Source organism: Pseudomonas sp. SCT (genome assembly GCF_003864275.1).
GTDB classification, from domain to species: domain Bacteria; phylum Pseudomonadota; class Gammaproteobacteria; order Pseudomonadales; family Pseudomonadaceae; genus Stutzerimonas; species Stutzerimonas stutzeri_AE.
In genome coordinates, this window is sequence record NZ_BDJA01000001.1 from 593794 (window position 1) to 615424 (window position 21631).

At 63.5% G+C, this 21631-nt stretch carries 24 protein-coding genes; 19 read left to right on the plus strand and 5 right to left on the minus strand.

Annotated features, from left to right (window positions below; all coding sequences use genetic code 11):
- Positions 1-8: 8 nt before the first annotated feature.
- A complete protein-coding gene (gene motB, locus BHD08_RS02720; protein ID WP_015275488.1) occupies positions 9-989 on the plus strand; it encodes a flagellar motor protein MotB in 981 nt (326 codons plus the stop codon).
- A gap of 9 nt (positions 990-998) precedes the next feature.
- On the opposite strand, the gene rsgA is transcribed toward motB, so the two are convergent.
- Positions 999-2030, minus strand: coding sequence for a small ribosomal subunit biogenesis GTPase RsgA (gene rsgA, locus BHD08_RS02725; RefSeq protein WP_125020730.1), 1032 nt, complete (start codon positions 2028-2030; stop codon positions 999-1001).
- 123 nt (positions 2031-2153) lie between these two features.
- Between rsgA and BHD08_RS02730 the strand changes: the two genes are divergently transcribed.
- Together BHD08_RS02730 and orn are read left to right on the plus strand one after the other, a co-directional pair.
- Positions 2154-2960: a class I SAM-dependent methyltransferase gene (locus tag BHD08_RS02730; protein WP_125020731.1), complete on the plus strand. Its 807-nt coding sequence runs from the start codon at positions 2154-2156 to the stop codon at positions 2958-2960.
- A gap of 28 nt (positions 2961-2988) precedes the next feature.
- A complete protein-coding gene (gene orn / locus BHD08_RS02735) occupies positions 2989-3531 on the plus strand; it encodes an oligoribonuclease (protein ID WP_125020732.1) in 543 nt (180 codons plus the stop codon).
- A 186-nt stretch (positions 3532-3717) separates the two neighbouring features.
- On the opposite strand, the gene BHD08_RS02740 is transcribed toward orn, so the two are convergent.
- The 3 genes from BHD08_RS02740 to BHD08_RS02750 form a co-directional block, all read right to left on the minus strand.
- On the minus strand, positions 3718-4359 hold the full coding sequence (locus BHD08_RS02740) for an oxidoreductase (protein WP_015275492.1): 642 nt from the start codon (positions 4357-4359) through the stop codon (positions 3718-3720).
- 19 nt (positions 4360-4378) lie between these two features.
- Positions 4379-6052 (minus strand): C13 family peptidase, encoded by a 1674-nt coding sequence (locus tag BHD08_RS02745; RefSeq protein ID WP_125020733.1) that lies wholly within the window; start codon positions 6050-6052, stop codon positions 4379-4381.
- 77 nt (positions 6053-6129) lie between these two features.
- Positions 6130-6585 (minus strand): MaoC family dehydratase, encoded by a 456-nt coding sequence (locus BHD08_RS02750; RefSeq protein WP_125020734.1) that lies wholly within the window; start codon positions 6583-6585, stop codon positions 6130-6132.
- Positions 6586-6810: 225 nt separating this feature from the next.
- Here BHD08_RS02750 and BHD08_RS02755 point away from each other — a divergent pair, with 225 nt between their 5' ends.
- From BHD08_RS02755 to BHD08_RS02765, 3 genes are read left to right on the plus strand one after another with little or no spacing between them, the layout of a single operon-like run.
- Positions 6811-7173, plus strand: coding sequence for a CidA/LrgA family protein (locus BHD08_RS02755; protein WP_015275495.1), 363 nt, complete (start codon positions 6811-6813; stop codon positions 7171-7173).
- Positions 7174-7178: 5 nt separating this feature from the next.
- The gene (locus BHD08_RS02760) at positions 7179-7889 is read left to right on the plus strand and encodes an LrgB family protein (RefSeq protein WP_177412632.1); all 711 of its coding nucleotides are present in this window, start codon (positions 7179-7181) and stop codon (positions 7887-7889) included.
- A gap of 10 nt (positions 7890-7899) precedes the next feature.
- Complete coding sequence (locus tag BHD08_RS02765) at positions 7900-8484, plus strand: LON peptidase substrate-binding domain-containing protein (RefSeq protein ID WP_125020735.1); 585 nt, start codon at positions 7900-7902, stop codon at positions 8482-8484.
- Positions 8485-8511: 27 nt separating this feature from the next.
- Here BHD08_RS02765 and BHD08_RS02770 read toward each other — a convergent pair whose 3' ends face one another.
- Entirely contained in the window at positions 8512-9831 is a 1320-nt protein-coding gene (locus tag BHD08_RS02770; RefSeq protein ID WP_125020736.1) for a bifunctional DedA family/phosphatase PAP2 family protein, read from the minus strand.
- A gap of 216 nt (positions 9832-10047) precedes the next feature.
- On the opposite strand from BHD08_RS02770, the gene BHD08_RS02775 reads away from it, so the two are divergent.
- The 13 genes from BHD08_RS02775 (at position 10048) to BHD08_RS02835 (ending at position 21598) form a co-directional block, all read left to right on the plus strand.
- Entirely contained in the window at positions 10048-11313 is a 1266-nt protein-coding gene (locus BHD08_RS02775; RefSeq protein WP_015275499.1) for a glutamate-5-semialdehyde dehydrogenase, read from the plus strand.
- Positions 11313-11972, plus strand: a complete 660-nt coding sequence (gene nadD / locus BHD08_RS02780; RefSeq protein ID WP_125020737.1) for a nicotinate-nucleotide adenylyltransferase — start codon at positions 11313-11315, stop codon at positions 11970-11972. Before BHD08_RS02775 ends, nadD begins: the two co-directional genes overlap by 1 nt.
- A gap of 15 nt (positions 11973-11987) precedes the next feature.
- Positions 11988-12347, plus strand: a complete 360-nt coding sequence (gene rsfS / locus BHD08_RS02785) for a ribosome silencing factor (protein ID WP_015275501.1) — start codon at positions 11988-11990, stop codon at positions 12345-12347.
- A 3-nt stretch (positions 12348-12350) separates the two neighbouring features.
- Positions 12351-12818, plus strand: a complete 468-nt coding sequence (gene rlmH, locus BHD08_RS02790) for a 23S rRNA (pseudouridine(1915)-N(3))-methyltransferase RlmH (protein ID WP_014818954.1) — start codon at positions 12351-12353, stop codon at positions 12816-12818.
- Positions 12819-12827: 9 nt separating this feature from the next.
- A complete protein-coding gene (gene mrdA, locus BHD08_RS02795; RefSeq protein ID WP_015275502.1) occupies positions 12828-14717 on the plus strand; it encodes a penicillin-binding protein 2 in 1890 nt (629 codons plus the stop codon).
- A gap of 38 nt (positions 14718-14755) precedes the next feature.
- The gene (gene rodA / locus BHD08_RS02800; protein WP_177412633.1) at positions 14756-15859 is read left to right on the plus strand and encodes a rod shape-determining protein RodA; all 1104 of its coding nucleotides are present in this window, start codon (positions 14756-14758) and stop codon (positions 15857-15859) included.
- A 47-nt stretch (positions 15860-15906) separates the two neighbouring features.
- Complete coding sequence (mltB, locus tag BHD08_RS02805; RefSeq protein ID WP_041756429.1) at positions 15907-16884, plus strand: lytic murein transglycosylase B; 978 nt, start codon at positions 15907-15909, stop codon at positions 16882-16884.
- Positions 16881-17873 (plus strand): septal ring lytic transglycosylase RlpA family protein, encoded by a 993-nt coding sequence (locus BHD08_RS02810; protein ID WP_125020738.1) that lies wholly within the window; start codon positions 16881-16883, stop codon positions 17871-17873. Before mltB ends, BHD08_RS02810 begins: the two co-directional genes overlap by 4 nt.
- A gap of 47 nt (positions 17874-17920) precedes the next feature.
- Complete coding sequence (locus BHD08_RS02815) at positions 17921-19078, plus strand: D-alanyl-D-alanine carboxypeptidase family protein (RefSeq protein ID WP_015275506.1); 1158 nt, start codon at positions 17921-17923, stop codon at positions 19076-19078.
- Between the two features lie 66 nt (positions 19079-19144).
- Positions 19145-19426, plus strand: coding sequence for a DUF493 domain-containing protein (locus tag BHD08_RS02820; protein WP_041015896.1), 282 nt, complete (start codon positions 19145-19147; stop codon positions 19424-19426).
- Positions 19426-20082, plus strand: coding sequence for a lipoyl(octanoyl) transferase LipB (gene lipB / locus BHD08_RS02825; RefSeq protein WP_015275508.1), 657 nt, complete (start codon positions 19426-19428; stop codon positions 20080-20082). Before BHD08_RS02820 ends, lipB begins: the two co-directional genes overlap by 1 nt.
- On the plus strand, positions 20075-21052 hold the full coding sequence (lipA, locus tag BHD08_RS02830) for a lipoyl synthase (protein WP_125020739.1): 978 nt from the start codon (positions 20075-20077) through the stop codon (positions 21050-21052). The genes lipB and lipA overlap by 8 nt, the downstream gene beginning before the upstream one ends.
- Before the next feature lie 201 nt (positions 21053-21253).
- Positions 21254-21598: a hypothetical protein gene (locus BHD08_RS02835; protein ID WP_015275510.1), complete on the plus strand. Its 345-nt coding sequence runs from the start codon at positions 21254-21256 to the stop codon at positions 21596-21598.
- Positions 21599-21631 lie beyond the last annotated feature (33 nt).

Genomic DNA, 21631 nt, shown 5'->3' on the forward strand with positions numbered 1-21631 from the left:
GGTTCGCCATGGACAACACTCAACCGATCATCGTCAAGCGGGTCAAGAAGGTCGCTGGCGGTCATCACGGCGGCGCCTGGAAGATCGCGTTTGCCGACTTCGCTACGGCGATGATGGCGTTCTTTCTGGTGATGTGGCTGATGAGTTCGGCCACGCCGGAGCAGAAGAAGCTGATCTCCGGCTACTTTCAGGATCCGATCGGCTTCACCGAGAGCGCCAGTCCGCATGTGATCGATCTGGGCGGTACGCCGACGCCATCGCCGGATCGCACCCTCAACCCGGAACTGGAGCCGGCCCAGAGCGAAGCGCAGATCGACAGCAGCCAGGTGGAAACCTTCGCCGAGCAGCTGGAGCGCGAACGCCTCGAGCTGCTGCTGCAGGAGCTGCAGAACAAGGTTGACGAGAATCCCGAGCTGCAGAAGTTCAAGGACCAGATCCTCTTCGAGATCACCCAGGACGGTCTGCGCATCCAGATCATGGATGCCGAGAACCGCCCGATGTTCGCCCTTGGCAGTGCGCAGCTGCAGCCCTACTTCGAAGACATCCTGCTGGCGCTGGTGGATACCATTGCTGCGGTGCCGAACAAGATCAGCATCAGCGGTCACACCGATGCCAAGCCGTATTCGGGGCGCGGTGATTTCGGCAACTGGGAGCTTTCATCGGGCCGCGCCAACGCCGCGCGCCGCACGCTGGTAACCGGTGGCTATCCGGAAGAGCAGATCGCAAGAGTGGTGGGTTACGCCTCGTCGGCGCTGTTCGATCGCAACGACCCGTTCAATCCGGTCAATCGTCGTATCGACATCCTGGTGCTGACCAAGAAGGCGCAGCGCTCGATCGAAGGCGAACAATCTGACGCGGCCGAAGGTGCGGTGCCAGCGCAAGGCGCAGCACCTGCGGTACAGGAACCCCTACAGGCGCCCCAGCTGCGCGAGCGACTGAACATCTTCGAAGACGGCGTGCTGCAGTTTAGTCAGCCCGGCGCTCGCTGAGCACCAGACTCAGTAGTCTGGCTCGGGCAGGCTGCTGAGTATGTGTCGGTAGCTGGCCATGCGTTGCGGCTGGATGCGCCCGTCTTCCAGCGCCTGGAGCAGCGCGCAACCGGGTTCGCGGTCATGTTTGCAGTCGCGGAAACGGCAGTGCCCGAGCAAGTCCTGGAACTCGATGAAGCCCGCTTCGACGTCGGCCCGGCTGACATGGCCCAGACCGAATTCGCGGATCCCGGGGGAGTCGATCAGCTCGCCGCCACCGGGGAAATGGAACAGGCGCGCGGTGGTGGTGGTATGGGTGCCCTTGCCGGTCATCTCCGACAGCGCTCCGACGCGGGTGTCGACGCCCGGTAACAGGCTGTTGACCAGCGAAGATTTGCCGACGCCGGATTGTCCGACGAAAACGCTGACATGCCCGTCGAGTCGCTCCTTGAGCGCATCCATCCCGCCGCCACCGTGGGCCGAGACCTCCAGCAGCGGGTAGTTCAGCTGGCGATAGACCTCCAGCAGGCGATTCAGCGCGGCCTCGTTCTGATCGTCGATAAGGTCGACCTTGTTCAACAGCAGCAACGGCGTGATGCCGGCGTGTTCCGCTGCGACCAGATAGCGGTCGATCAGATTGGCGTGTGGCTCGGGAAGCGGCGCGAAGACGATGACGATCAGATCGACGTTCGCCGCGACCGGCTTGAGCTGGCCGCGGGTGTCCGGGCGGCAGAGTTCCGAATGCCGCGGCAGCTGCGCGACGATGACGCCGATGCCCTGATTGCCGGGGCGCCAGACCACGCGATCACCCGTGACCAGTGCCGGCAGGTTGGCGCGCAGGTGGCAGCGGAACACCTGGCCGCTCTGCTCACCTTCCAGCGCCTCGACCTCGACCTGCACGCCGAAATGCGCAATGACGAGCCCGGTCTGCTCCGGGCCGAGATCGCCGCCTTCGAGCTCTTCGAGCGCGCGGCTTTCACGGCGGGCTGCACGGGCGGCGCGCTCTTCCTGAATCTTCTCGATGCGCCAGTTCTGCCGGCGGTTGAGTTGGCGTTTGGCCATGAATTCGGTTGTCTCTGAGGTTGGTGAGCGAGTCTAGCACGCTGCAACCCGCGCACTTCGGCCTGTATGGCGTCGAAGACGGAGGGTTAGACTGGCGTTCCGTCACCTGTTCGATTGTCGGTCATGCCTGTTTCTGTCGTTATTCGCCTGCCCATCCTGCGTGCGCTGCTGGCTCAGCTACTGGCGCTGCTGATCATCTGGCTATTGCTGCTTGGCCTGGTCGGCGCGGCCGACATGCGCCCGAGTCTCGTCGTCGCCGCGCTGGCGCAGGGTTGCCTGGCTGCGCTGATCGGAGCCCGGTTCGGGCTGTCGGCCTGGTGGCTGGCGATCAACCTGATGTTCGTTCCGGGCCTCGTGCTGCTGCGTGATTTCGACGTGCCGGGTTGGTTGCCGCTGGGCGCGTTCATCTTGCTGTTGCTGTTGAACTGGAATGCTTTCACCGAGCGCGTACCGCTCTATCTGACTGGCCGCGAAGCCGAGCGCCAATTGCGCAACCGGTTGAGCGAGCTGCCGGCCGATTTTCGCTATATCGACCTGGGCAGCGGCTTGGCTGGCAGCTTGTCGCGCCTGGCGCGGGACTTTCCGGCGGCGCAGTTCATTGGCGTGGAAACCGCGCCGCTGACCTTCGCCTTGTCCTGGCTGCGCTGTCTGCCGCGACGCAATTGCCATATCCGTCTGCTCAGCCTGTGGCGGGTCGATCTCGCCGAGTACGATGTGGTCTATTGCTTCCTTTCGCCGGCGCCGATGCCTGCCTTGTGGGCAAAGGCACGCGCCGAGATGCGTCCCGGTGCGTTGCTGATCAGCAACAGCTTCGCGGTGCCGGGAATCGAGCCGGTCGAGGTGCACGAGCTGAACGACTGGCGCGGTTCACGCTTGCTGATCTGGTACCCAGGCAGCACGGCACCTGACGGCGCCGATACGAGCGGCTAAACTGCGCCGCACAGCCAAGGAGCCCGCCATGCAGAACCCGCAGAACCTGATCTGGATCGACCTGGAAATGACTGGTCTGGACCCGGACAACGACGTCATCATCGAGATGGCGACCATCGTTACCGACAGTCAGCTCAACGTGCTGGCCGAAGGGCCGGTGATCGCGGTGTACCAGAGCGATGAAACGCTGGCGCGCATGGATGAGTGGAACACCCGCCAGCATGGCGGCTCGGGTCTGACCCAGCGCGTGCGCGCGAGCAAGATTTCCACCGCCGAAGCCGAGCAGGCGACGCTGGCCTTCCTCGAACAGTGGGTGCCCAAGGGCAAGTCGCCGATCTGCGGCAATAGCATCTGCCAGGACCGGCGCTTTCTCTACCGGCAAATGCCGAAGCTGGAAGCCTATTTCCACTACCGCAACCTGGACGTGTCGACGCTCAAGGAGCTGGCGGCGCGCTGGGCGCCGCAGATAATGGAAGGCTTCAAGAAGAGCGGCACACACCTGGCGCTCGACGACATCCGTGATTCGATCGCCGAGCTGCGCCATTACCGCGAGCATTTCATCAAGGTCTGAAAGGGGCGTTAACGCCTGACGCGCTTGCGGTTCGTAGGGTGGATCACGCTTCACCGATCCACCGGCGAGGCCAGGTGGATGTAGAAAGCGACATCCACCCTACGTCACTGATGATGATCGTGAGAGCGATGCCGCAGCGTCGTCCATCCAGTGGTCAATCGGCGCCTTTTGGCGAGGCGCCGACAGTCATTTCCCCAGCTTGCGCAACTCGTCCGATTCGACGATGCGCACCCCGTCGCCTTCTTCCAGCGCCAGTCGCCATAGCGCCCGGGCCAGCGTGCAAGTCTCGATGCCGTGGTATTTGCCCGGCAGCAACTGCGACAGAGGCGCGGCGATGCGTTCGCTCAGCCGTGGCTCCAGGCGCGGCCCGATCAGCTGCGAGGGGCGGGCGATGGTCAGCTGCGGCCAGTCCTGCTGCTGCAGTGCCGCTTCCATCTCGCCTTTGACCTTGAGGTAGAAGATCGAGCTGTCCGGATTGGCTCCCAGCGAGCTGATCACCAGCAGGTGGCGCGCGCCCATCTCCTTCGCCCGGCGGGCAAACGCCAGCACCAGATCATGATCGATGGCGCGAAACGCCTCCTGGCCACCGGCCTGCTTGAGCGTGCTACCCAGGCAGCAGAAGGCCGTGTCGATCGCGCCGCTCAGCGTCGGCAGCAACGCCAGCAGCTCTCCGACCGGGTTTTCCAGGCGCTGATGGGCCGCCAGCGGTCTGCGCGTGGGTGCCAGCACGCGCTCGACGGTGGGCTCGTTGAGTAATCGATCGAGCAGGTGCTCGCCAGTGAGTCCGGTGGCGCCGGCAAGCAAAATGCGCTGGGGCGTCAAATACATGGTCTTGCTCCTGTGGCGATCATTGGGTGGCACGCTGCTGCCGCAGCTCCTGCCAGCGTTGGACGACCGGTTTCGGTGCCCACAATTGCGGTTCCGATGCCTGATAGTCGTCGGCCTGCTCGCGTTCGGCAACCTTTGCCGCCGCCAGCGTGAAGGCCTGCACGATATCGTCGGTCTCCAGCAGCGCTTCGGCAAACAGCGCGCGGCCGAAATAGGTGAAATCGCTCTGCTCGGAGCAGCCGAAGGAAACCCGGTCGGCGCGCGCGGCGGTCATGATCAGCGTGTGATCGTTTTTCAATGGCTCGATGAAACCGCCGGAATAGCAGGCAGAGACCACTAGGATGGTCTTGCGCCCGGCCAGCGGCGCGAGCAGTTGCGCCAGGTCGGCTGCAGGCAGATCGTCGAGGGAAAGGCGCGGCTGACTCAGTACCAGTTCATGGTCGGCCGAACCATGGCTGGTGAGGTAGAGAAAGATCAGGTCCTCCTCGCCGCTGCGTTCGGCCAGCGCGCGGATCGCCCGGGCCAGGTTTTCCCGGGTCGCCAGCGGGCGGTCGGCCAGATGGTCACGATGGTTGACCAGGCTGAGCTGCCCGTGAGCGGCGTAACGCTCGGCGAGTAGTCGCTGCACGTAGTCGGCCTCGCGCATGAACACGCTCTGGCGACCGTCGCCGGCAACCGTGAGCGTATAAAGCTCCTGCGCCGGGCTGGACGGCGGTAGCGCCTCGATGGCCTGTTCCAGCAGCGTGCCCTGGTTCAGCAGGGCGAGTTCGAGTGGGTCTGGTAGTGCACGCCCCTGCTCGTCGCGGATACGTCTGTCGTTGCGCCATATGCCACGAAGTTCGCTGCCGTCGGCCTGGGTCAGCACACCATCGCCGTGGAAGCGGCCGAGGCGGAAACCGCCGGTATAGAAGCTGCCGTCGGAGCGATCGAGGCGACCCTGACCGTGGTAACGCCAGCTGAGGAACTGACCGCTGTAGCGGCTGCCGTCGTCAGCGACATGCGTGCCAGTGCCACTCAACTCGCCCTGGACGAAGGTGCCGCTCCAGACATTGCCCGCGCTGTCTTCGTAGTGGCCCTGGCCGTGAAACTGGTCGTTCTCGAACTGCCCGCTGTAGCGCTGGCCCTGCGTGGTCACGAAACTGCCTTCGCCGTTCAGGCTGCCGGCGCTGAAGTGGCCGCTGAGCTGGCCATCGGCGTCCTTGCGTGTGCCGGGGCCATCGGGCTGGCCTTTGCGGAACTGGCCGTGATGACTGAAGCCATCGGCATATTCCAGGCTGCCCTGGCCATGGTAGAGGTTGTCGCGGAACTCACCTTCGTAGACGGTGCCGTCCTGGCTGAAACGTCCATGGCCATGCATGCGGCCATCTTGGAATTCGCCTTCGTAGACGCCGCCCTCTGCATAACTGAAGCGGCCGAGGCCGTCGAACAGGCCGTGCTTGAGCTCGCCCTCGTAGCGATCGCCGGTCGCACCGTGCCAGGTTCCCAGGCCGTGCCACTGACCGTCCTTGAACTGGCCGAGGTAATAGCTGCCGTTCGGGTAGTCGATGCGGCCTCCGCCTTGCAGCAGCCCGTCGACGATATCGCCGCGATAGCGGCCGCCATCCGGCAGTACCGCATTGGCCGGCGTAAGAGGTTCACCTTCACCGCAGGCGGTGAGCAGGGTGAGCAGAACGAAGGGGAGAAAACGCAGCATGCGGACATCCGCTCAGGCGAGACGGCCGCAGTATGCCGCAAACCTGGCGGGCTGCGACAACTGCGCAGGTGCGGTGCTCAGAGGATGCACAGGGCAAGGGTTTCAGCGATGTAGGCCGGTTTTTCCGAACCTTCGATCTCCATCACCGCGCGTGCCTTGAGCAACCACTGCCCCGGATTCTTTTCGTGAGCATCGATCAGCGTCAGCCCCAGGCGTACCCGCGAGCCGACGCGCACCGGCTGGATGAAGCGCAGGCTGTCCAGGCCGTAGTTGACGCCCATTTTTGTGCCCTCCGGAACGACCAGCAGGTCACCGGAGAGCATCGGCAGCAGCGATAGCGAGAGGAAGCCGTGGGCGATGGTGCCGCCGAAGGGCGTCTGCGCGGCTTTCTCGGTGTCGATGTGGATGAACTGGTGGTCGCCGGTGCAGTCGGCGAACTGGTTGACGCGCTCCTGATCGATGGTCAGCCACTCGGAGTGGCCAAGTTCCTTGCCGATGTAATCCTTGAGCTGTGCGACGGGTACCTGTGGCATGTGTCCTCCTGGTTGTTCTTGTACGGCTGCGGGGAATGCAGCTTGACTAGAGGGATGCGCCGCACCGGAAGCGATCGTTCGGCGCGGGCGGCATTGCCGGTCTAGATCAGCACGCGCGTGGTTGCCGGCAAACCAGCATCGGCCCTGCGAATGGCCCGTCATAGCGCAGCGCGGGCACCTGCGGGCGTTGGCCCTTATACTGTCGCAATTTTGCGGGAGGCTCCCATGCTGCTCAGAGGTCTGACCTGGCTGGTCGCATTCCAGTTGCTCGGCACCGTGCTCAACGTGCTGTTGCTGCCCATGCTGCCGGGGCCGATCATCGGCCTGGTGCTGTTGTTTGCCGGGCTGCTGGCGCGCGGAAGGGCGAGTGAATCGCTGCAGCTGGCCGCCAGCAGCCTGTTGCGCTATCTGCCGCTCTTGCTGGTGCCGCCGGCGGTGGGGGTGATGGCTTATACCGAGGCGATTCTCGAGGATTTCTGGGCCATCGTCGGTGTGCTGGTGATTTCGCTGCTGGTTTCGCTGATCTTCACTGGCTGGCTGATGCAGGCATTGATTCGTCGCAAGCAGCGCCGCAAGGAGGCCGCATGATGGAATTGAACTGGTATGCCGCCTGGCAGGCGCTGATCCATCATCCGCTGTTCGGTGTGGGTATCACCCTGGCTGTCTTCCAGCTGGCGTATGCGGCGTATGAGAAGACCCGCTGGGTATTCCTGCAGCCGGTGCTGGTGTCGATGACGCTGATCGTCGGCATCCTCCTGCTGTGTGGCATCGACTATGACGAATACCGTATCAGTGCGCAGTGGCTGACGCTGCTGCTCGGGCCGGCCACCGTTGCGCTTGCCGTGCCGCTGTACCTGAACCTGCGGCGGATTCGCGAGCTGTTCGGGCCCATCGTGATCACCCTGCTGGTCGCCGGCGTGTTTGCCACGGCGCTGGGAATGGCGCTGGCCTGGGCGTTCGGCGCCGATCGTATGATCCTGATGACCCTGGCGCCCAAGTCGGTGACCTCGCCGATTGCCATGCTGGTGGCCGAGCAGATCGGTGGCGTGGTGGCGCTGGCTGCGGTGTTCGTGATGATCACTGGCGTGCTCGGTGCGATTCTCGGTCCGGAACTGTTGCGCCGCTTTGGCGTTCAGCATCCTGCGGCCCGTGGCATTGCGCTGGGGCTGACTGCCCACGCCGTGGGCACCGCGCAGGCGCTGCAGGAAAGCGACGAATGCGGTGCCTTCGCGGCATTGGCCATGAGCCTGATGGGGGTGATGACCGCGGTGCTGCTGCCGCTGGTGGTAGCCCTGTTGCTGTGATGGAGTCCGCATGAGATTGCCGTTGTTTCCGCTGGATACCGTACTGTTCCCCGGTTGCGTCCTCGATCTGCAGATTTTCGAGGCGCGCTATCTCGACATGGTCAGCCAGTGCCTCAAGGCCGGGCATGGCTTTGGTGTAGTGCATATCCTCGCGGGCGGCGAGGTAGGCGCCGCGCCGACCTCCTTTGCTCGGGTGGGTTGCGAGGCGCTGATTCGTGACTGGCAGCAGCTGCCCAACGGCCTGCTGGGCATTCGCGTGGAGGGTGCAAGGCGATTCGACGTCCAGTCATCCGAGGTGCTGCGCGACCAGCTGACGGTCGCCGAGGTGGCCTGGCGCAGCGCCCCCGATCCGCAGCCACTGGCCGAGCACCACGCCGACCTGATCGTGCTGCTCGCGGCGCTCGGCCAGCACCCGATGGTGAAAACCCTGGGCTTAGGTGGTGCAGTGAGCGATCAGGCCGCCTTGGCCAGTCAGCTGGCCTATCTGCTGCCGTTCGAGGCCGGGCAGAAGATCGAGCTGCTCGGGCTCGACGAGCCGGAACAGCAGCTCGAGCAGATTCAGAGCCTGCTCGAGCTGCTGCAGGATGGCGCCTAGTTCGGCGCTTTCGCAGCGTCCAGCGCTCTACTGATACCGATACATCTGCATCGCCGTCGGCAGCGCCCAGATGCTGAATGCGCCGAGCAGCCCCAGGCACGCCGGCAGGATCAGCCACCAGACCTTGGGTGCCATCGCCGCTAGCGGACTGCGCCATTGCGCCAGGGACAAGCTGGCTGCGCAGATGCTCGCGGCGAGCAGCGCGCCGGCGGTGACATCCGTGGTCCAGTGCACTCCCAGATAGACCCTTGAGAGTGCGATCGCCGTTGCGGGCAGGCTGGCCAGCACCAGCCAGGCGAGTCGCAGACGCGGTGGCTGGCCGCGACCGGCGAGCACCCCGAGGGTCAGAAAGAAGGCGAACGCTGCCGAGCTGTGTCCGCTGGGAAAGCTGTAGCTGCTCAGCGGCTCCATCAGCACCTCGGGGCGGACCCGGGCAAAGGTGGCCTTCAGTGCGCCGTTGGCGACTGCTGTTCCGAGCAATGTGCAAACGGCGAACAGCGCAGCGCGCCACTGGCGTGCGAGCAGGAGCAGCACGCACAGCAATACTGCGGCCCACAGTTGGGTGTGGAAGTCTCCGGTGCGGGTGATCACCACCATGATGCGGTCGAAAGTGGCGCTGCGTTCCCCCTGGATTACCGCCAGCAGGCCTTCGTCGAGTTCCTTCAGGTGCGGCCAGCCGAAAAACAGCCCGAGAAGGATGACGACGCTCAGCCCAGCCGACACCGCACTGACCCAGCGCAACTGGCGCAGGCTGCCATAGGCGGTCGCGCCAATCAGGATCAGCAATGCGCCGACAACTACAGCCGCCTCGCTCCAGAAACCGTCTTGCAGGGGCAGGCGCATTGCCGCTCCGGCGCTCCAGCCAGGCAGCAGGTAAGCCATCGACCAGCCCGCGGCGGCGCACAGGCTGACCAGCAGGAAGCGCCCGAATGGCATATCGAGCATGCCGGCCGTCATCGGCAGCATGGGCCGCAGCGGGCCGATGAAGCGGCCCACCAGCAGGCTGGCGACGCCGTAACGCTGAAAATAATGCTCCGCGCGCAACAGCCACTCCGGGTGATCGCGCAGACCGCGCAAGCTGCGAATGCCCTGGTGATAGCGCCGGCCGAGCGCGTAGGACAGCAGGTCGCCGATGAGCCCGCCGATGAATCCGAGCAGCAGGGTCTGCCCCAGGGTCAGTACGCCACTGCCGGCCAGCACGGCGATGGCGAAGACCATGACGGTGCCTGGAATGATCAGGCCGACTACTGCCAGGCATTCCATGCAGGCGACGATGACCAGTGCCAGGCCCAGCCATTGCGGATTGGCGGCCAGCCATTGGGTAAGGGTGTCGAGCCATTGGCTCATGGGTAATTCCTTGCGTCGTGAACGCCTTTCGACCTGATGATAGGGCGCTGGGTTTCCTGCCGCGAGGATACTGCGCCATGCTGGCGGCCGCGCAGTGCTGTCCTGCGCGGACAGCGCAGTACGGCATTCGAGCGCCTTTCGCCCGGCGCTGCTGTGCGTAGGCGTCCGGGGTAGCTATAATCAGTCGCTTTCCCTTCAGTCAGGCCAGCTAGATCCATGACCGAGTCCGTACTCGATTACATGACCCGCCTGGGCCGCGCCGCGCGCGAGGCCTCGCGAGTGCTTGCGCGCGCCAGTACGGCGCAGAAGAACCGCGCCCTGCAGGCCGCCGCCGCAGCGCTCGATGCTGCCCGCGACGAACTGGTGCGGGCCAATGAGCTGGACCTGGCCGGTGGTCGTGCCAATGGTCTGGACGCTGCCATGCTCGACCGCCTGGCGCTGACGCCCAAGGTGATCGACGGCATGATCGAAGGGCTGCGCCAGGTTGCTACCTTGCCGGACCCGATCGGCGCGATTCGCGACATGCGCTATATGCCGTCCGGCATTCAGGTCGGCAAGATGCGGGTGCCACTGGGCGTGGTCGGCATCATCTACGAATCGCGGCCCAACGTGACCATTGATGCCGCCAGCCTGTGTCTGAAGTCGGGCAACGCGACCATCCTGCGTGGCGGATCGGAAGCCATTCATTCCAACCAGGCGATTGCCCGCTGCATCCAGCTCGGCCTGGCCGAGGCCGGTCTGCCGGCCGCCGCCGTGCAGGTCGTGGAGACCACGGACCGTGCCGCGGTCGGCGCGCTGATCAGCATGCCGGAGTTCGTCGATGTGATCGTGCCGCGCGGCGGCAAGGGCCTGATCGAGCGTATCAGCCGCGACGCCCGGGTGCCGGTGATCAAGCATCTGGACGGCATCTGTCATGTCTATATCGACGTGGCAGCAGACGTCGACAAGGCCATCCGCATCGCCGACAACGCCAAGACCCAGCGCTTTGCGCCGTGCAATACCATGGAAACGCTGCTGGTGCATCCGGGCATCGCCGAGCAGGTGCTGCCGCCGCTGGCCGCGATCTATCGCGAGAAGAGCGTCGAGCTGCGGGGCTGCCCGCGTACCCGCGCCCTGCTTGGCAGCGATGTGCTGGAGGCGAGCGAAGAGGACTGGTCCACCGAGTACAACGCGCCGATCCTGTCGATTCGCCTGGTCGACTCGCTGGATGCGGCCATCGAGCACATCAATCGCTACGGCTCGCAGCATACCGATGCGATCGTTACCGAGAATTTCACTGATGCCCGGCGTTTCCTCACCGAGGTGGATTCGGCGTCGGTGATGATCAACGCCTCGACGCGTTTCGCCGACGGCTTCGAGTACGGCCTGGGTGCCGAGATCGGCATTTCCACCGACAAGCTCCATGCCCGTGGTCCTGTCGGCCTGGAGGGACTGACCAGCGAGAAGTACGTCGTCTTCGGCGACGGTCACGTCCGTACCTGATGAGCCAAGGCAGCGGCGCCCGGCGCATCGGTATTCTCGGCGGCACCTTCGATCCGGTACACATAGGGCACTTGCGCGGTGCGCTGGAAGTGGCCGAAATGTTCGGTCTCGACGAGCTGCGGCTGATACCCAACGCGCGGCCGCCGCACCGTGACACCCCCAATTGCTCGGCGCAGGATCGCCTGGCGATGGTCCGCCTGGCGGTGCAGGATCTGCCGCCGCTATGTGTGGACGCGCGTGAGCTGGAGCGGGAAAAGCCGTCCTATACCATCGACACGCTGATATCGCTGCGCGCCGAACTGGGCGAGCAAGACCAGTTGTTGCTGGTGGTGGGCTGGGATGCCTTCTGCGGGCTGCCAACCTGGCATCGCTGGGAGGAGCTGCTCGATTACTGCCATATCCTCGTACTGCAGCGGCCGGACGCCGGCAGCGAGGCGCCGCAGGCACTGCGCGATCTGCTTGCCGCGCGCAGCGTGTCCGATCCCCAGGCGCTTAGCGGGGGCAGCGGGCAGATTGCCTTCGTCTGGCAGACACCGTTGGAGGTGTCCGCCACACAGATTCGCCAATTGCTGGCCAGTGGCAAGTCGGTCCGATTCCTGGTTCCCGATGCCGTACTGGCTTATATCAACGCGCACGGACTGTACCGGGCGTCGAACTGAGGTTGTTTTCACGTTATGCAAACTGAAGAGTTGGTCCAGCTGGCGGTTGCCGCCCTGGAAGATCTGAAAGGCCAGGACATCACCACCATCGATGTGCGTGGCAAGACCAGCGTCACCGATTACATGATCATCGCCAGTGGCAGTTCCAGCCGGCACGTAAAGTCGCTCGTCGAAAACGTGCTGGAGAAGGTCAAGGAGCAGGGCGTTCGCCCGATTGGCAGCGAAGGCCTGGAGGGCGGCGAGTGGGCACTGCTCGATCTGGACGATGTGGTCGTCCATGTGATGCAGGTGCCGACCCGTCAGTTCTACGACCTGGAACGTCTGTGGCAGGGCGCCGAACAGAGCCGCGCGCAGCACACTCACGACGCGGAGTGATCCGTGCGTATCAAGCTGATCGCGGTCGGCTCGAAGATGCCGCGCTGGGTCGAAGACGGTTGGCAGGAATACGCCAAGCGTCTGCCGTCCGAGCTGCCGCTGGAGCTGCACGAGATCGCGCTCAACACCCGCGGCAAGAACGCCGATGTGGCGCGGTTGATTCGCCAGGAAGGCGAAGCCATGCTGGGCAAGGTTCAGCCGGGCGAGCGCATCGTCACGCTCGAGGTACACGGCAAGCCGTGGAGCACCGAGCAGCTGGCTGCGGAAATCGAGCGCTGGCGGCTCGACGCGCGCAACGTCAATCTCATGGTTGGCGGCCCTGAAGGGCTGGCGCCTGAGGTCTGTGCGCGCAGCGAGCAGCGCTGGTCGCTGTCACCGTTGACCCTGCCGCATCCGCTGGTGCGAATCCTGATCGGCGAACAGATCTACCGCGCCTGGACGCTGTTGTCCGGTCATCCTTACCACAAGTAGTTCGCGAAGATGCCGCAACCGATTCAGCTCAAGGACCACGAGAAGGACGCCGTACTGGTGCGCCGTCGCGTCGTCGTGGGTCTTGCAGTCGTGTTGCTGCTGATCGGCGTGCTGGTAGCGCGGATGTACTACTTGCAGGTGGTGCAGTTCGAATACCACTCGACGCTATCGGAGAATAATCGCGTTCATGTGCAGCCGATCCCGCCCAACCGCGGGTTGATCTTCGATCGGCAGGGACGCGTCATCGCCGACAACCGGCCGAGCTTCAGCCTGACGGTTACCCGCGAGCGTGCTGGCGACTGGAGGACCGTGCTCGATGCGGTGGTCGAGGTACTGGAGCTCAGCGAAGAAGAGCGCGGCCTGTTCGAGAAACGTGTGCTGCAGGGGCGGCGGCCATTCGAGCCGGTGCCGATCATGTACGAACTGTCCGAAGAGCAGATCGCGCGCATCGCGGTGAACCAGTTTCGCCTGCCCGGCGTCGAGGTGGTGGCGCAGCTGGTCCGGCACTATCCGCAGGGTGCGCACTTCGCCCACTCGGTGGGCTACGTCGGGCGGATCAACGAGCAGGAAGTCAAGCAGCTCGACCCGGTCAACTATGCCGGTACGCACCACATCGGCAAGACCGGCATCGAGAAGTTCTACGAGGATGAGCTGCACGGGCAGGTCGGCTACGAGGAAGTCGAGACCAACGCCCGTGGCCGCGTGCTGCGTGTGCTCAAGCGAACCGACCCGATCCCGGGCAAGGACATCACCCTGTCGCTCGACCTCGATCTGCAGGAAGCCGCCGAGGATGCCCTGGGTGGGCGTCGCGGCGCGATCGTCGCGCTGTTGCCGGATACCGGGGAAGTGGTGGCAATGGTCAGCCAGCCAAGCTTCAACCCCAACCTGTTCGTCACCGGTATCAGCTTCAAGGACTACGGCGAGCTGCGTGATTCCATCGATCGGCCGCTGTACAACCGCGTGCTGCGTGGGCTGTACCCGCCGGGTTCGACGATCAAGCCGATGATGGCCGTCGCCGGGCTCGACGCAGGCGTGGTCACGCCGACCACCCGGGTTTTCGATCCGGGCTTCTTCCAGCTGCCCAACGTGCAGCACAAATACCGCAACTGGAACCGCAGTGGCGATGGCTGGGTGGATCTGGATCTCGCCATCGCCCGTTCCAATGACACTTACTTCTACGACATGGCCCACAAGCTGGGCGTCGATCGCATGCATGACTACATGACCCGCTTTGGCCTGGGGCAGCGTGTCTCGCTGGACATGCACGAGGAAACCGCTGGGCTGATGCCGTCGCGCGACTGGAAACGGGCGCGCTACCGCCAGCCCTGGTACCCCGGCGAAACCGTCATCCTCGGCATCGGTCAGGGCTATATGCAGGCCACGCCCTTGCAGCTGGCCCAAGCCACTGCGCTGATGGCGACGCGCGGCAAATGGATCCGTCCGCACCTGGCGCGCAGCATTGGTGGCGAGCTGCCAGTGGACCCCGATCCGCTGCCGGACATCCAGTTGCGCGACCCGCGCCACTGGGAGCACGCCATCCATGGCATGGAGCAGGTGCTGCATGGCGCCCGCGGCACGGCGCGCAAGGTCGGTGACACGTCGGTCTATCGCATCGCTGGCAAGAGCGGTACTGCGCAGGTGGTCGCCATCCGCCAGGGCGAGAAATACGACAGTGCCAAGCTGGCCGAGCGCCATCGTGACCACGCCCTGTTCGTTGCCTTTGCCCCGGTGCACGACCCGAAGATTGCGGTGGCGGTGATGGTCGAGAACGGTGAGTCCGGTTCCGGCGTCGCTGCGCCCGTGGCCAAGCAGGTCATGGACGCCTGGCTGCTGGATGAGGAGGGCAAGCTCAAGCCCGAGTTCGCTCCACCCGTGACCGCCCAGGGGAAGAAGCCATGAATGGCAATTTCGACCGTACCCTGTCGCGCGAGGACGTGCTGCGCCGCCGCGCCAGTCTTTTGCAGCGCCTGCATATCGATGGGCTTCTGCTGGTTCTGCTGCTGGTGCTGGCGGCCGGCAGCCTGTTCATTCTCTATTCGGCCAGCGGCAAGAACTGGGACTTGGTCATCAAGCAGGCCACCTCGTTCGGGCTTGGGTTGGGCGCGATGCTGGTCATTGCGCAGCTCGAACCGCGTTTCATGGCGCGCTGGGTGCCGCTGGGGTATCTCGGAGTGGTTGCGTTGCTGGTGGCAGTGGAAGTGGTGGGCCACACGGCGATGGGGGCCACGCGATGGATCAACATTCCCGGGGTGATCCGCTTCCAGCCATCGGAATTCATGAAGATCATCATGCCGATGACCATCGCCTGGTATCTGTCGTCACGCAGCCTGCCGCCGAGCATCAAGCACACCGCGATCAGCCTGGCGATGATCCTGATTCCCTTCGTGCTGATTCTCAAACAGCCGGATCTTGGCACCTCGCTGTTGATTCTCGCCTCCGGCGCGTTCGTGCTGTTCATTGGTGGGCTGCGCTGGCGCTGGATCATCAGTGCGGTGGCGGCTGTGGTGCCCATCGCCGTGGCGATGTGGTACTTCGTATTGCGCGATTACCAGAAACAGCGCGTGCTGACTTTCCTCGATCCAGAGAGCGATCCGCTCGGTACCGGCTGGAATATTATCCAGTCGAAGGCGGCGATCGGCTCGGGCGGGGTGTTTGGCAAAGGCTGGCTGGCTGGCACCCAGTCGCACCTGGATTTTTTGCCGGAAAGCCACACTGACTTTATCATCGCCGTGCTCGCCGAAGAGTTCGGTCTGGTCGGCGTATGTCTGCTCCTGCTGGTGTATATCCTGCTGATCACCCGCGGACTGGTGATCACCGTGCAGGCGCAGACATTGTTCGGAAAACTGCTGGCCGGTGCGTTGACGATGACCTTCTTTGTTTACGTTTTCGTCAATATCGGTATGGTCAGTGGGCTGCTGCCGGTTGTGGGGGTGCCTCTGCCCTTCATAAGCTACGGTGGAACTTCATTGGTGACCCTGTTGTCAGGGTTCGGGGTTTTGATGTCGATCCACACCCATCGCAAGTGGATCGCACAGGTTTGATGAGAGTGAATTTGTTGACTTCATTACGGCGTGGCTGGGTAGCACGGATGCTGGGGGGCGTGGGCTTGGCCGGCGCTATGCTGGGAAGTCTGCCGCTGCAGGCCGCGGACTACACCGGCCCGAACGTGGACGAGTTCATCGCGGAAATGACCCGCGATTACGGGTTCGCCGGCGAGCAGCTGCGTGACCTGTTCAAGCAGGCCGAACGTAAGCAGGCGATTCTCGACGCCATTTCGCGGCCGGCCGAGCGGGTCAAGCCGTGGAAGGAGTACCGACCGATCTTCCTTACCGATTCGCGCATCGCTCAAGGCGTGGATTTCTGGCGCGAGAACGAAGCGGCCCTGACTCGAGCGGAAACCGAATACGGCGTGCCGGCCGAGATCATCGTGGCGATCATCGGTGTCGAGACCTTTTATGGTCGCAACACGGGTAGCCATCGAGTGATCGATGCGCTGTCCACTCTGGGCTTCGACTATCCGCCGCGGCAGCCTTTCTTCCGCCAGCAGCTCAAGGAATTCCTGCTGCTGACCCGTGAGGAGCAGGTCGACCCGCTGACCCTGAAGGGCTCCTACGCCGGGGCCATGGGGCTGCCGCAATTCATGCCGAGCAGCTTCCGTGCCTATGCCGTCGACTTCGATGGCGACGGCCGCATCGATATCTGGAACAACCCCACCGATGCCATTGGCAGTGCGGCCAGCTACTTCAAGCAGCATGGCTGGACGGCCGGCGGCCCCGTCGTGGCTCGTGCGAAAGTGTCCGGCAAGCGCTTCGAGGAAGGTCTGACCGTCGGCCTGGAGTCGCAGAAGAACGCCGGCGAGATGCGCAGCCTGGGTTGGCAGTTCGACAAGTCCGTGGCTGATGACACGGCGGTGACTGCATTCCGTCTGGAAGGTGCTGAGGGCGACGAATACTGGCTGGGCCTGCCGAATTTCTACGTCATCACCCGCTATAACCGCAGTGTCATGTATGCCATGGCCGTGCATCAGCTGTCCCAGCTGCTGGCCGAAGCGCGAGGCGAACAATGAGTGCTATCTGGACAAGGCTTGTAGTGCTGGGCGTGACTGGCGTACTGCTGGCGAGTTGTTCGTCGACACCGGCGCCTAGTAGCACGCAGAGCAAGCCGGCCGGCAGCAGCGGCCCTGGCGACTATGCCCGGCCTCACAAGGACGGCGCACCCTGGTGGGACGTAGACGTTTCGCAGATCCAGGATGCGGTACCGATGCCGCATTACGGTCCATACAAGGCCAACCCATACACCGTGCTGGGCAAGACGTATTTCCCGATCAGTGACGGGCGGCGTTATTCGGCTACCGGGACCGCCTCCTGGTACGGCACCAAATTTCACGGGCAGCCCACCGCCAATGGCGAGAAGTATGACCTCTACGGCATGAGCGCCGCGCACAAGACCTTGCCGTTGCCCACCTACGTCAAGGTCACCAATCTGGATAACGGGCGTACGGTGACGTTGCGCGTCAACGACCGCGGTCCGTTCTACTCCGATCGCATCATCGATCTGTCTTTCGCGGCGGCGAAGAAACTCGGCTTTGCCGAAAGCGGCACGGCGCGGGTCAAGGTCGAAGGGATCGATCCGGAGCAGTGGTGGGCGCAGCAGGGACGTCCGGTTCCGAGCATGATGGCGCAGCCGCAGATGGCCGCCGCCAAACCCGCCAGCAGCATTGCCCAGCCGATCGAGCAGTACACACCACCGCCTCAGCAGCACGCTGCGGCCACTGTGCCGCTTGAAATCGACGCAAAAAAAAACGCTTCGCCCGCAGCCTCTGGCCTGTTTCTCCAGGTTGGCGCCTTCGCCAATCCGGATGCAGCGCAGTTGTTGAAGGACAAGCTGAGCGGCGTGGTGTCTGCTCCGGTGTTCATCAGCTCGGTGGTACACAACCAGCAGACTCTGCATCGGGTACGGCTGGGACCCATCGACACGCCGGATGAGGCCATGCAGCTCGAGCAGAGCGTTCGCCTGGCCAATCTTGGTCAGCCGCGGCGCGTCGCTGCCGACTGACCCTTTGCAAACCTTGCCTGTTTTACCTGACCAACTTTGAGATTCGGATGAACATCACCAGCCTCGTGCAACGCTTCATAGTCCTGACTCTGCTGACGGTCGCCCCGACCGTCTGGGCGGCCCAGATCCTGCCGTCGGCGCCTCAGCTGGCCGCCAAGTCCTACCTGCTGATGGACGCGGCCAGCGGCGAGGTATTGGTCGAGCACAATGGCGACGAGCGTCTGCCACCCGCCAGCCTGACCAAGTTGATGACCGCCTATATCGCCACCCTGGAAATCCAGAAGGGCCAGATCAGCGACAACGACATGGTCACCGTGAGTGAAAAGGCCTGGCGTACCGGCGGCTCGCGTATGTTCATCCAGGTCAACACGCAGGTTTCGGTGGACGATCTGCTGCATGGCATCATCATTCAGTCGGGCAACGACGCCAGCGTGGCCATGGCCGAGCACATCGCCGGCAGCGAAGAAGCCTTTGCCGATCTTATGAACAGCGCCGCCCAGCGTCTGGGCATGACCAATACCCATTTCATGAATGCCACCGGCCTGCCGGACCCGGATCACTACTCCTCGGCTGGCGATATGGCCAAGCTGGCGCGGGCGATCATCTATGAAGATCCAGCGCACTACGCCATCTATGCGCAGAAAGAGTTCTTCTGGAACAACATCAAACAGCCGAACCGCAACCTGCTGTTGTGGCGCGACAAGACCGTCGATGGCCTGAAAACCGGCCATACCGAAGAAGCCGGCTACTGCCTGGTGGCGTCTGCCGTGCGCGACAACATGCGCCTGATCTCGGTGGTGTTCGGCACCGACAGCGAGCAGGCCCGTGCAGCAGAGACGCAGAAACTGCTGACTTATGGCTTCCGCTTCTTCGAAACCCGCACCTTCTACCAGAAAGGTACTGAGCTGGCCCAGGCGCAGGTCTGGAAAGGCCAGCAGGACAAGCTCAAGGCCGGCTTGGCACAGGATCTGACCATGACCCTGCCGCGTGGCCAGGTAGAAAAACTGCAGGCTGTGATGAGCTTCAACGGCACGCTCATCGCGCCGATCCAGCAGGGCGACGTGATCGGCAAGGTCGAGGTCAAGCTGGACGACAAGGTGGTGCGCAGCACCGACCTGGTAGCGCTGGAGACCATCGAAGAGGGTGGGCTGTTCCGTCGCTTTTGGGATAGCATTCGCCTCTTCTTCTACAGCTTGTTCAACTGACCACGCTCCAGTGCGCCTTGGCTGATCCCGCCGCGGCGCACCTGCGGATCACGAGTCCGTTACGCCATGACCGATAACCAAGATGTTGCTGCACCCAAGATCGATTTCCCTTGCGAGCGCTACCCGATCAAGGTGATCGGCGACGCCGGCGAAGGGTTCCGGGAGGTCGTGATCGAGGTCATCCAGCGCCACGCGCCGGATTTCGACGAGACCACCGTGGTTACCCGTGACAGTCGCAACGGGCGCTTTCTTTCGCTGCAGGTACTGATCACCGCCACTGGCGTGGAACAGCTGCAGGCCATCCATGTCGACCTGCGGGCCACCGGCCGTGTTCACATGGTGCTGTGATGACCCACGAAGTGGGTGTGCGTGAGCTCGGCCTGATCGAATACCGGTCTGCCTGGCAGGCCATGCAGCAGTTCACCAATACACGCGATGCGGACAGCGACGACGAGATCTGGCTGTTGCAGCATCCGCCGGTGTTCACGCAGGGGCAGGCCGGAAAGGCCGAACACCTGCTGTTCCCGGGCGATATTCCGGTGGTGCAGGTGGATCGCGGTGGCCAAGTGACCTATCACGGCCCCGGCCAGCTGGTTGGCTATCTGTTGCTCGATGTCCGTCGCCTCGGAATCGGCGTGCGCGAACTGGTAAGTCGCATCGAGCGCAGCCTGATCGATCTGCTTGCCGAGTATGGCGTCGAGGCGACAGCCAAACCGGATGCCCCTGGTGTTTACGTCAATGGCGCGAAGATCGCGTCGCTGGGCCTGCGCATTCGCAACGGCCGGTCCTTCCACGGCCTGGCGCTGAACGTGGATATGGATCTCGAACCTTTCCGGCGCATCAATCCCTGCGGTTATGCAGGGTTGCCCATGACCCAGATGCGTGACTTGATCGGACCGATCGACATCTGCCAAGTGGCCGATAGACTGCGCGAGCAATTGGTCCGGCAGCTCGGATACGCGCAACAGAAGACCCTCGCGGGCGGAATCGAAGCATATGAGTAGTGTAGAAACAGCAGGCAAGCGCCCAGCCAAGGTAGAAGCCGGCGTCAAGCTGCGCGGTGCCGAAAAGGTTGCGCGAATTCCGGTGAAGATCATCCCCACTGATGAGCTGCCGAAGAAGCCGGACTGGATTCGCGTGCGCATCCCGGTTTCCCCGGAGGTCGACCAGATCAAGCAGACCTTGCGCAAACACAAGCTGCACAGCGTTTGCGAAGAGGCATCGTGCCCCAACCTGGGCGAGTGCTTCTCCAGCGGCACCGCGACCTTCATGATCATGGGCGACATCTGCACGCGGCGCTGTCCGTTCTGCGACGTCGGCCATGGTCGGCCGAACGCGCTGGACACGGATGAGCCGAAGAATCTGGCCCAGGCTATCGCCGACATGCGTCTGAAGTACGTGGTGATCACCTCGGTCGACCGCGACGACCTGCGTGACGGCGGCGCGCAGCATTTCGCCGATTGCCTGCGCGAGATTCGCAAGCTGTCGCCATCGATCCAGCTGGAAACGCTGGTTCCGGACTATCGCGGCCGCATGGATATCGCTCTCGACATCACTGCCAGTGAACCGCCGGATGTGTTCAACCACAACCTGGAAACCGTGCCGCGACTGTACAAGTCGTCACGCCCGGGCTCGGATTTCGAGTGGTCGCTGGATCTGCTGGAGAAGTTCAAGCAGCGTGTGCCGGGCGTACCGACCAAGTCCGGGCTGATGCTCGGCCTGGGCGAAACCGACGAAGAGGTTATCGAGGTCATGCACCGCATGCGCGAGCACGACATCGACATGCTCACGCTCGGCCAGTATCTGCAGCCGTCGCGCAACCACCTGCCGGTGCAGCGCTTCGTGCATCCCGATACCTTCGCCTGGTTTGCCGAAGAGGGCATGAAGATGGGCTTCAAGAACATCGCCTCGGGCCCGCTGGTACGCTCTTCGTACCACGCCGATCAGCAGGCGCATGGGGCCAAGCACGACTGATCCGTACAGTCGCGCCAGCCGTCACAAGGAAAGCCGCGGGGTAATCGAGATTGCCTCCGCGGCTTTTTTTTGGTCACGCGCTTGAATCCGTTCTGCTTGCAACCGAAGCGTTGGCAAGAAATTTGCGGCATTACGCCGCATTAGACTTTGGTCTATAGTGGCGTTCGTTTACACCATGAGGCCAACCGAGGGCCACAGCAGATGAACGAACCCCAGTTAAAGAACCTCCTTGACGATCTGGATGCCGCAAAGGTCGAGTGCGATGCGATGAGTCGCCTGGTCGTGACGCGACTGGCCAAGCAGCACATTCCATACCGGGCGATGTTGGGGCAGGTGGAGCTGGACGGAAAGGTGGTGTCGCCGCACTTCTGGGTCGAAACCGATGGCTGTGTGATCGACTACCGTGCTCGCCAGCGTCTTGGCGGCGACCAGCGCGTACCGCATGGCGTCGTGCCGCGTGAGGCAGTGCAAGCGCATTACCAGGGGCAGCAGGTGGTCATCGATCCGTTGCCGGATTACCTCTATGAGGTTGCCATCAAGCATTGATGGCAACCACAGGCTCTCGCCTGCAGATGAAAG

Bases quoted from the DNA above. Each gene is read 5' to 3' on its own strand.
- BHD08_RS02765 (WP_125020735.1), top strand. From the start codon at position 7,900: ATGAGATTGCCGTTGTTTCCGCTGGATACCGTACTGTTCCCCGGTTGC.
- BHD08_RS02745 (WP_125020733.1), bottom strand. From the start codon at position 6,052: ATGCTGCGTTTTCTCCCCTTCGTTCTGCTCACCCTGCTCACCGCCTGC.
- BHD08_RS02820 (WP_041015896.1), top strand. From the start codon at position 19,145: ATGACCGATAACCAAGATGTTGCTGCACCCAAGATCGATTTCCCTTGC.
- BHD08_RS02730 (WP_125020731.1), top strand. From the start codon at position 2,154: ATGCCTGTTTCTGTCGTTATTCGCCTGCCCATCCTGCGTGCGCTGCTG.
- BHD08_RS02740 (WP_015275492.1), bottom strand. From the start codon at position 4,359: ATGTATTTGACGCCCCAGCGCATTTTGCTTGCCGGCGCCACCGGACTC.
- nadD (WP_125020737.1), top strand. From the start codon at position 11,313: ATGAGCCAAGGCAGCGGCGCCCGGCGCATCGGTATTCTCGGCGGCACC.
- lipA (WP_125020739.1), top strand. From the start codon at position 20,075: ATGAGTAGTGTAGAAACAGCAGGCAAGCGCCCAGCCAAGGTAGAAGCC.
- rsfS (WP_015275501.1), top strand. From the start codon at position 11,988: ATGCAAACTGAAGAGTTGGTCCAGCTGGCGGTTGCCGCCCTGGAAGAT.
- motB (WP_015275488.1), top strand. From the start codon at position 9: ATGGACAACACTCAACCGATCATCGTCAAGCGGGTCAAGAAGGTCGCT.
- BHD08_RS02755 (WP_015275495.1), top strand. From the start codon at position 6,811: ATGCTGCTCAGAGGTCTGACCTGGCTGGTCGCATTCCAGTTGCTCGGC.
- BHD08_RS02770 (WP_125020736.1), bottom strand. From the start codon at position 9,831: ATGAGCCAATGGCTCGACACCCTTACCCAATGGCTGGCCGCCAATCCG.
- BHD08_RS02750 (WP_125020734.1), bottom strand. From the start codon at position 6,585: ATGCCACAGGTACCCGTCGCACAGCTCAAGGATTACATCGGCAAGGAA.
- mltB (WP_041756429.1), top strand. From the start codon at position 15,907: ATGCTGGGGGGCGTGGGCTTGGCCGGCGCTATGCTGGGAAGTCTGCCG.
- orn (WP_125020732.1), top strand. From the start codon at position 2,989: ATGCAGAACCCGCAGAACCTGATCTGGATCGACCTGGAAATGACTGGT.
- BHD08_RS02810 (WP_125020738.1), top strand. From the start codon at position 16,881: ATGAGTGCTATCTGGACAAGGCTTGTAGTGCTGGGCGTGACTGGCGTA.
- BHD08_RS02815 (WP_015275506.1), top strand. From the start codon at position 17,921: ATGAACATCACCAGCCTCGTGCAACGCTTCATAGTCCTGACTCTGCTG.
- mrdA (WP_015275502.1), top strand. From the start codon at position 12,828: ATGCCGCAACCGATTCAGCTCAAGGACCACGAGAAGGACGCCGTACTG.
- BHD08_RS02775 (WP_015275499.1), top strand. From the start codon at position 10,048: ATGACCGAGTCCGTACTCGATTACATGACCCGCCTGGGCCGCGCCGCG.
- rsgA (WP_125020730.1), bottom strand. From the start codon at position 2,030: ATGGCCAAACGCCAACTCAACCGCCGGCAGAACTGGCGCATCGAGAAG.
- BHD08_RS02835 (WP_015275510.1), top strand. From the start codon at position 21,254: ATGAACGAACCCCAGTTAAAGAACCTCCTTGACGATCTGGATGCCGCA.
- lipB (WP_015275508.1), top strand. From the start codon at position 19,426: ATGACCCACGAAGTGGGTGTGCGTGAGCTCGGCCTGATCGAATACCGG.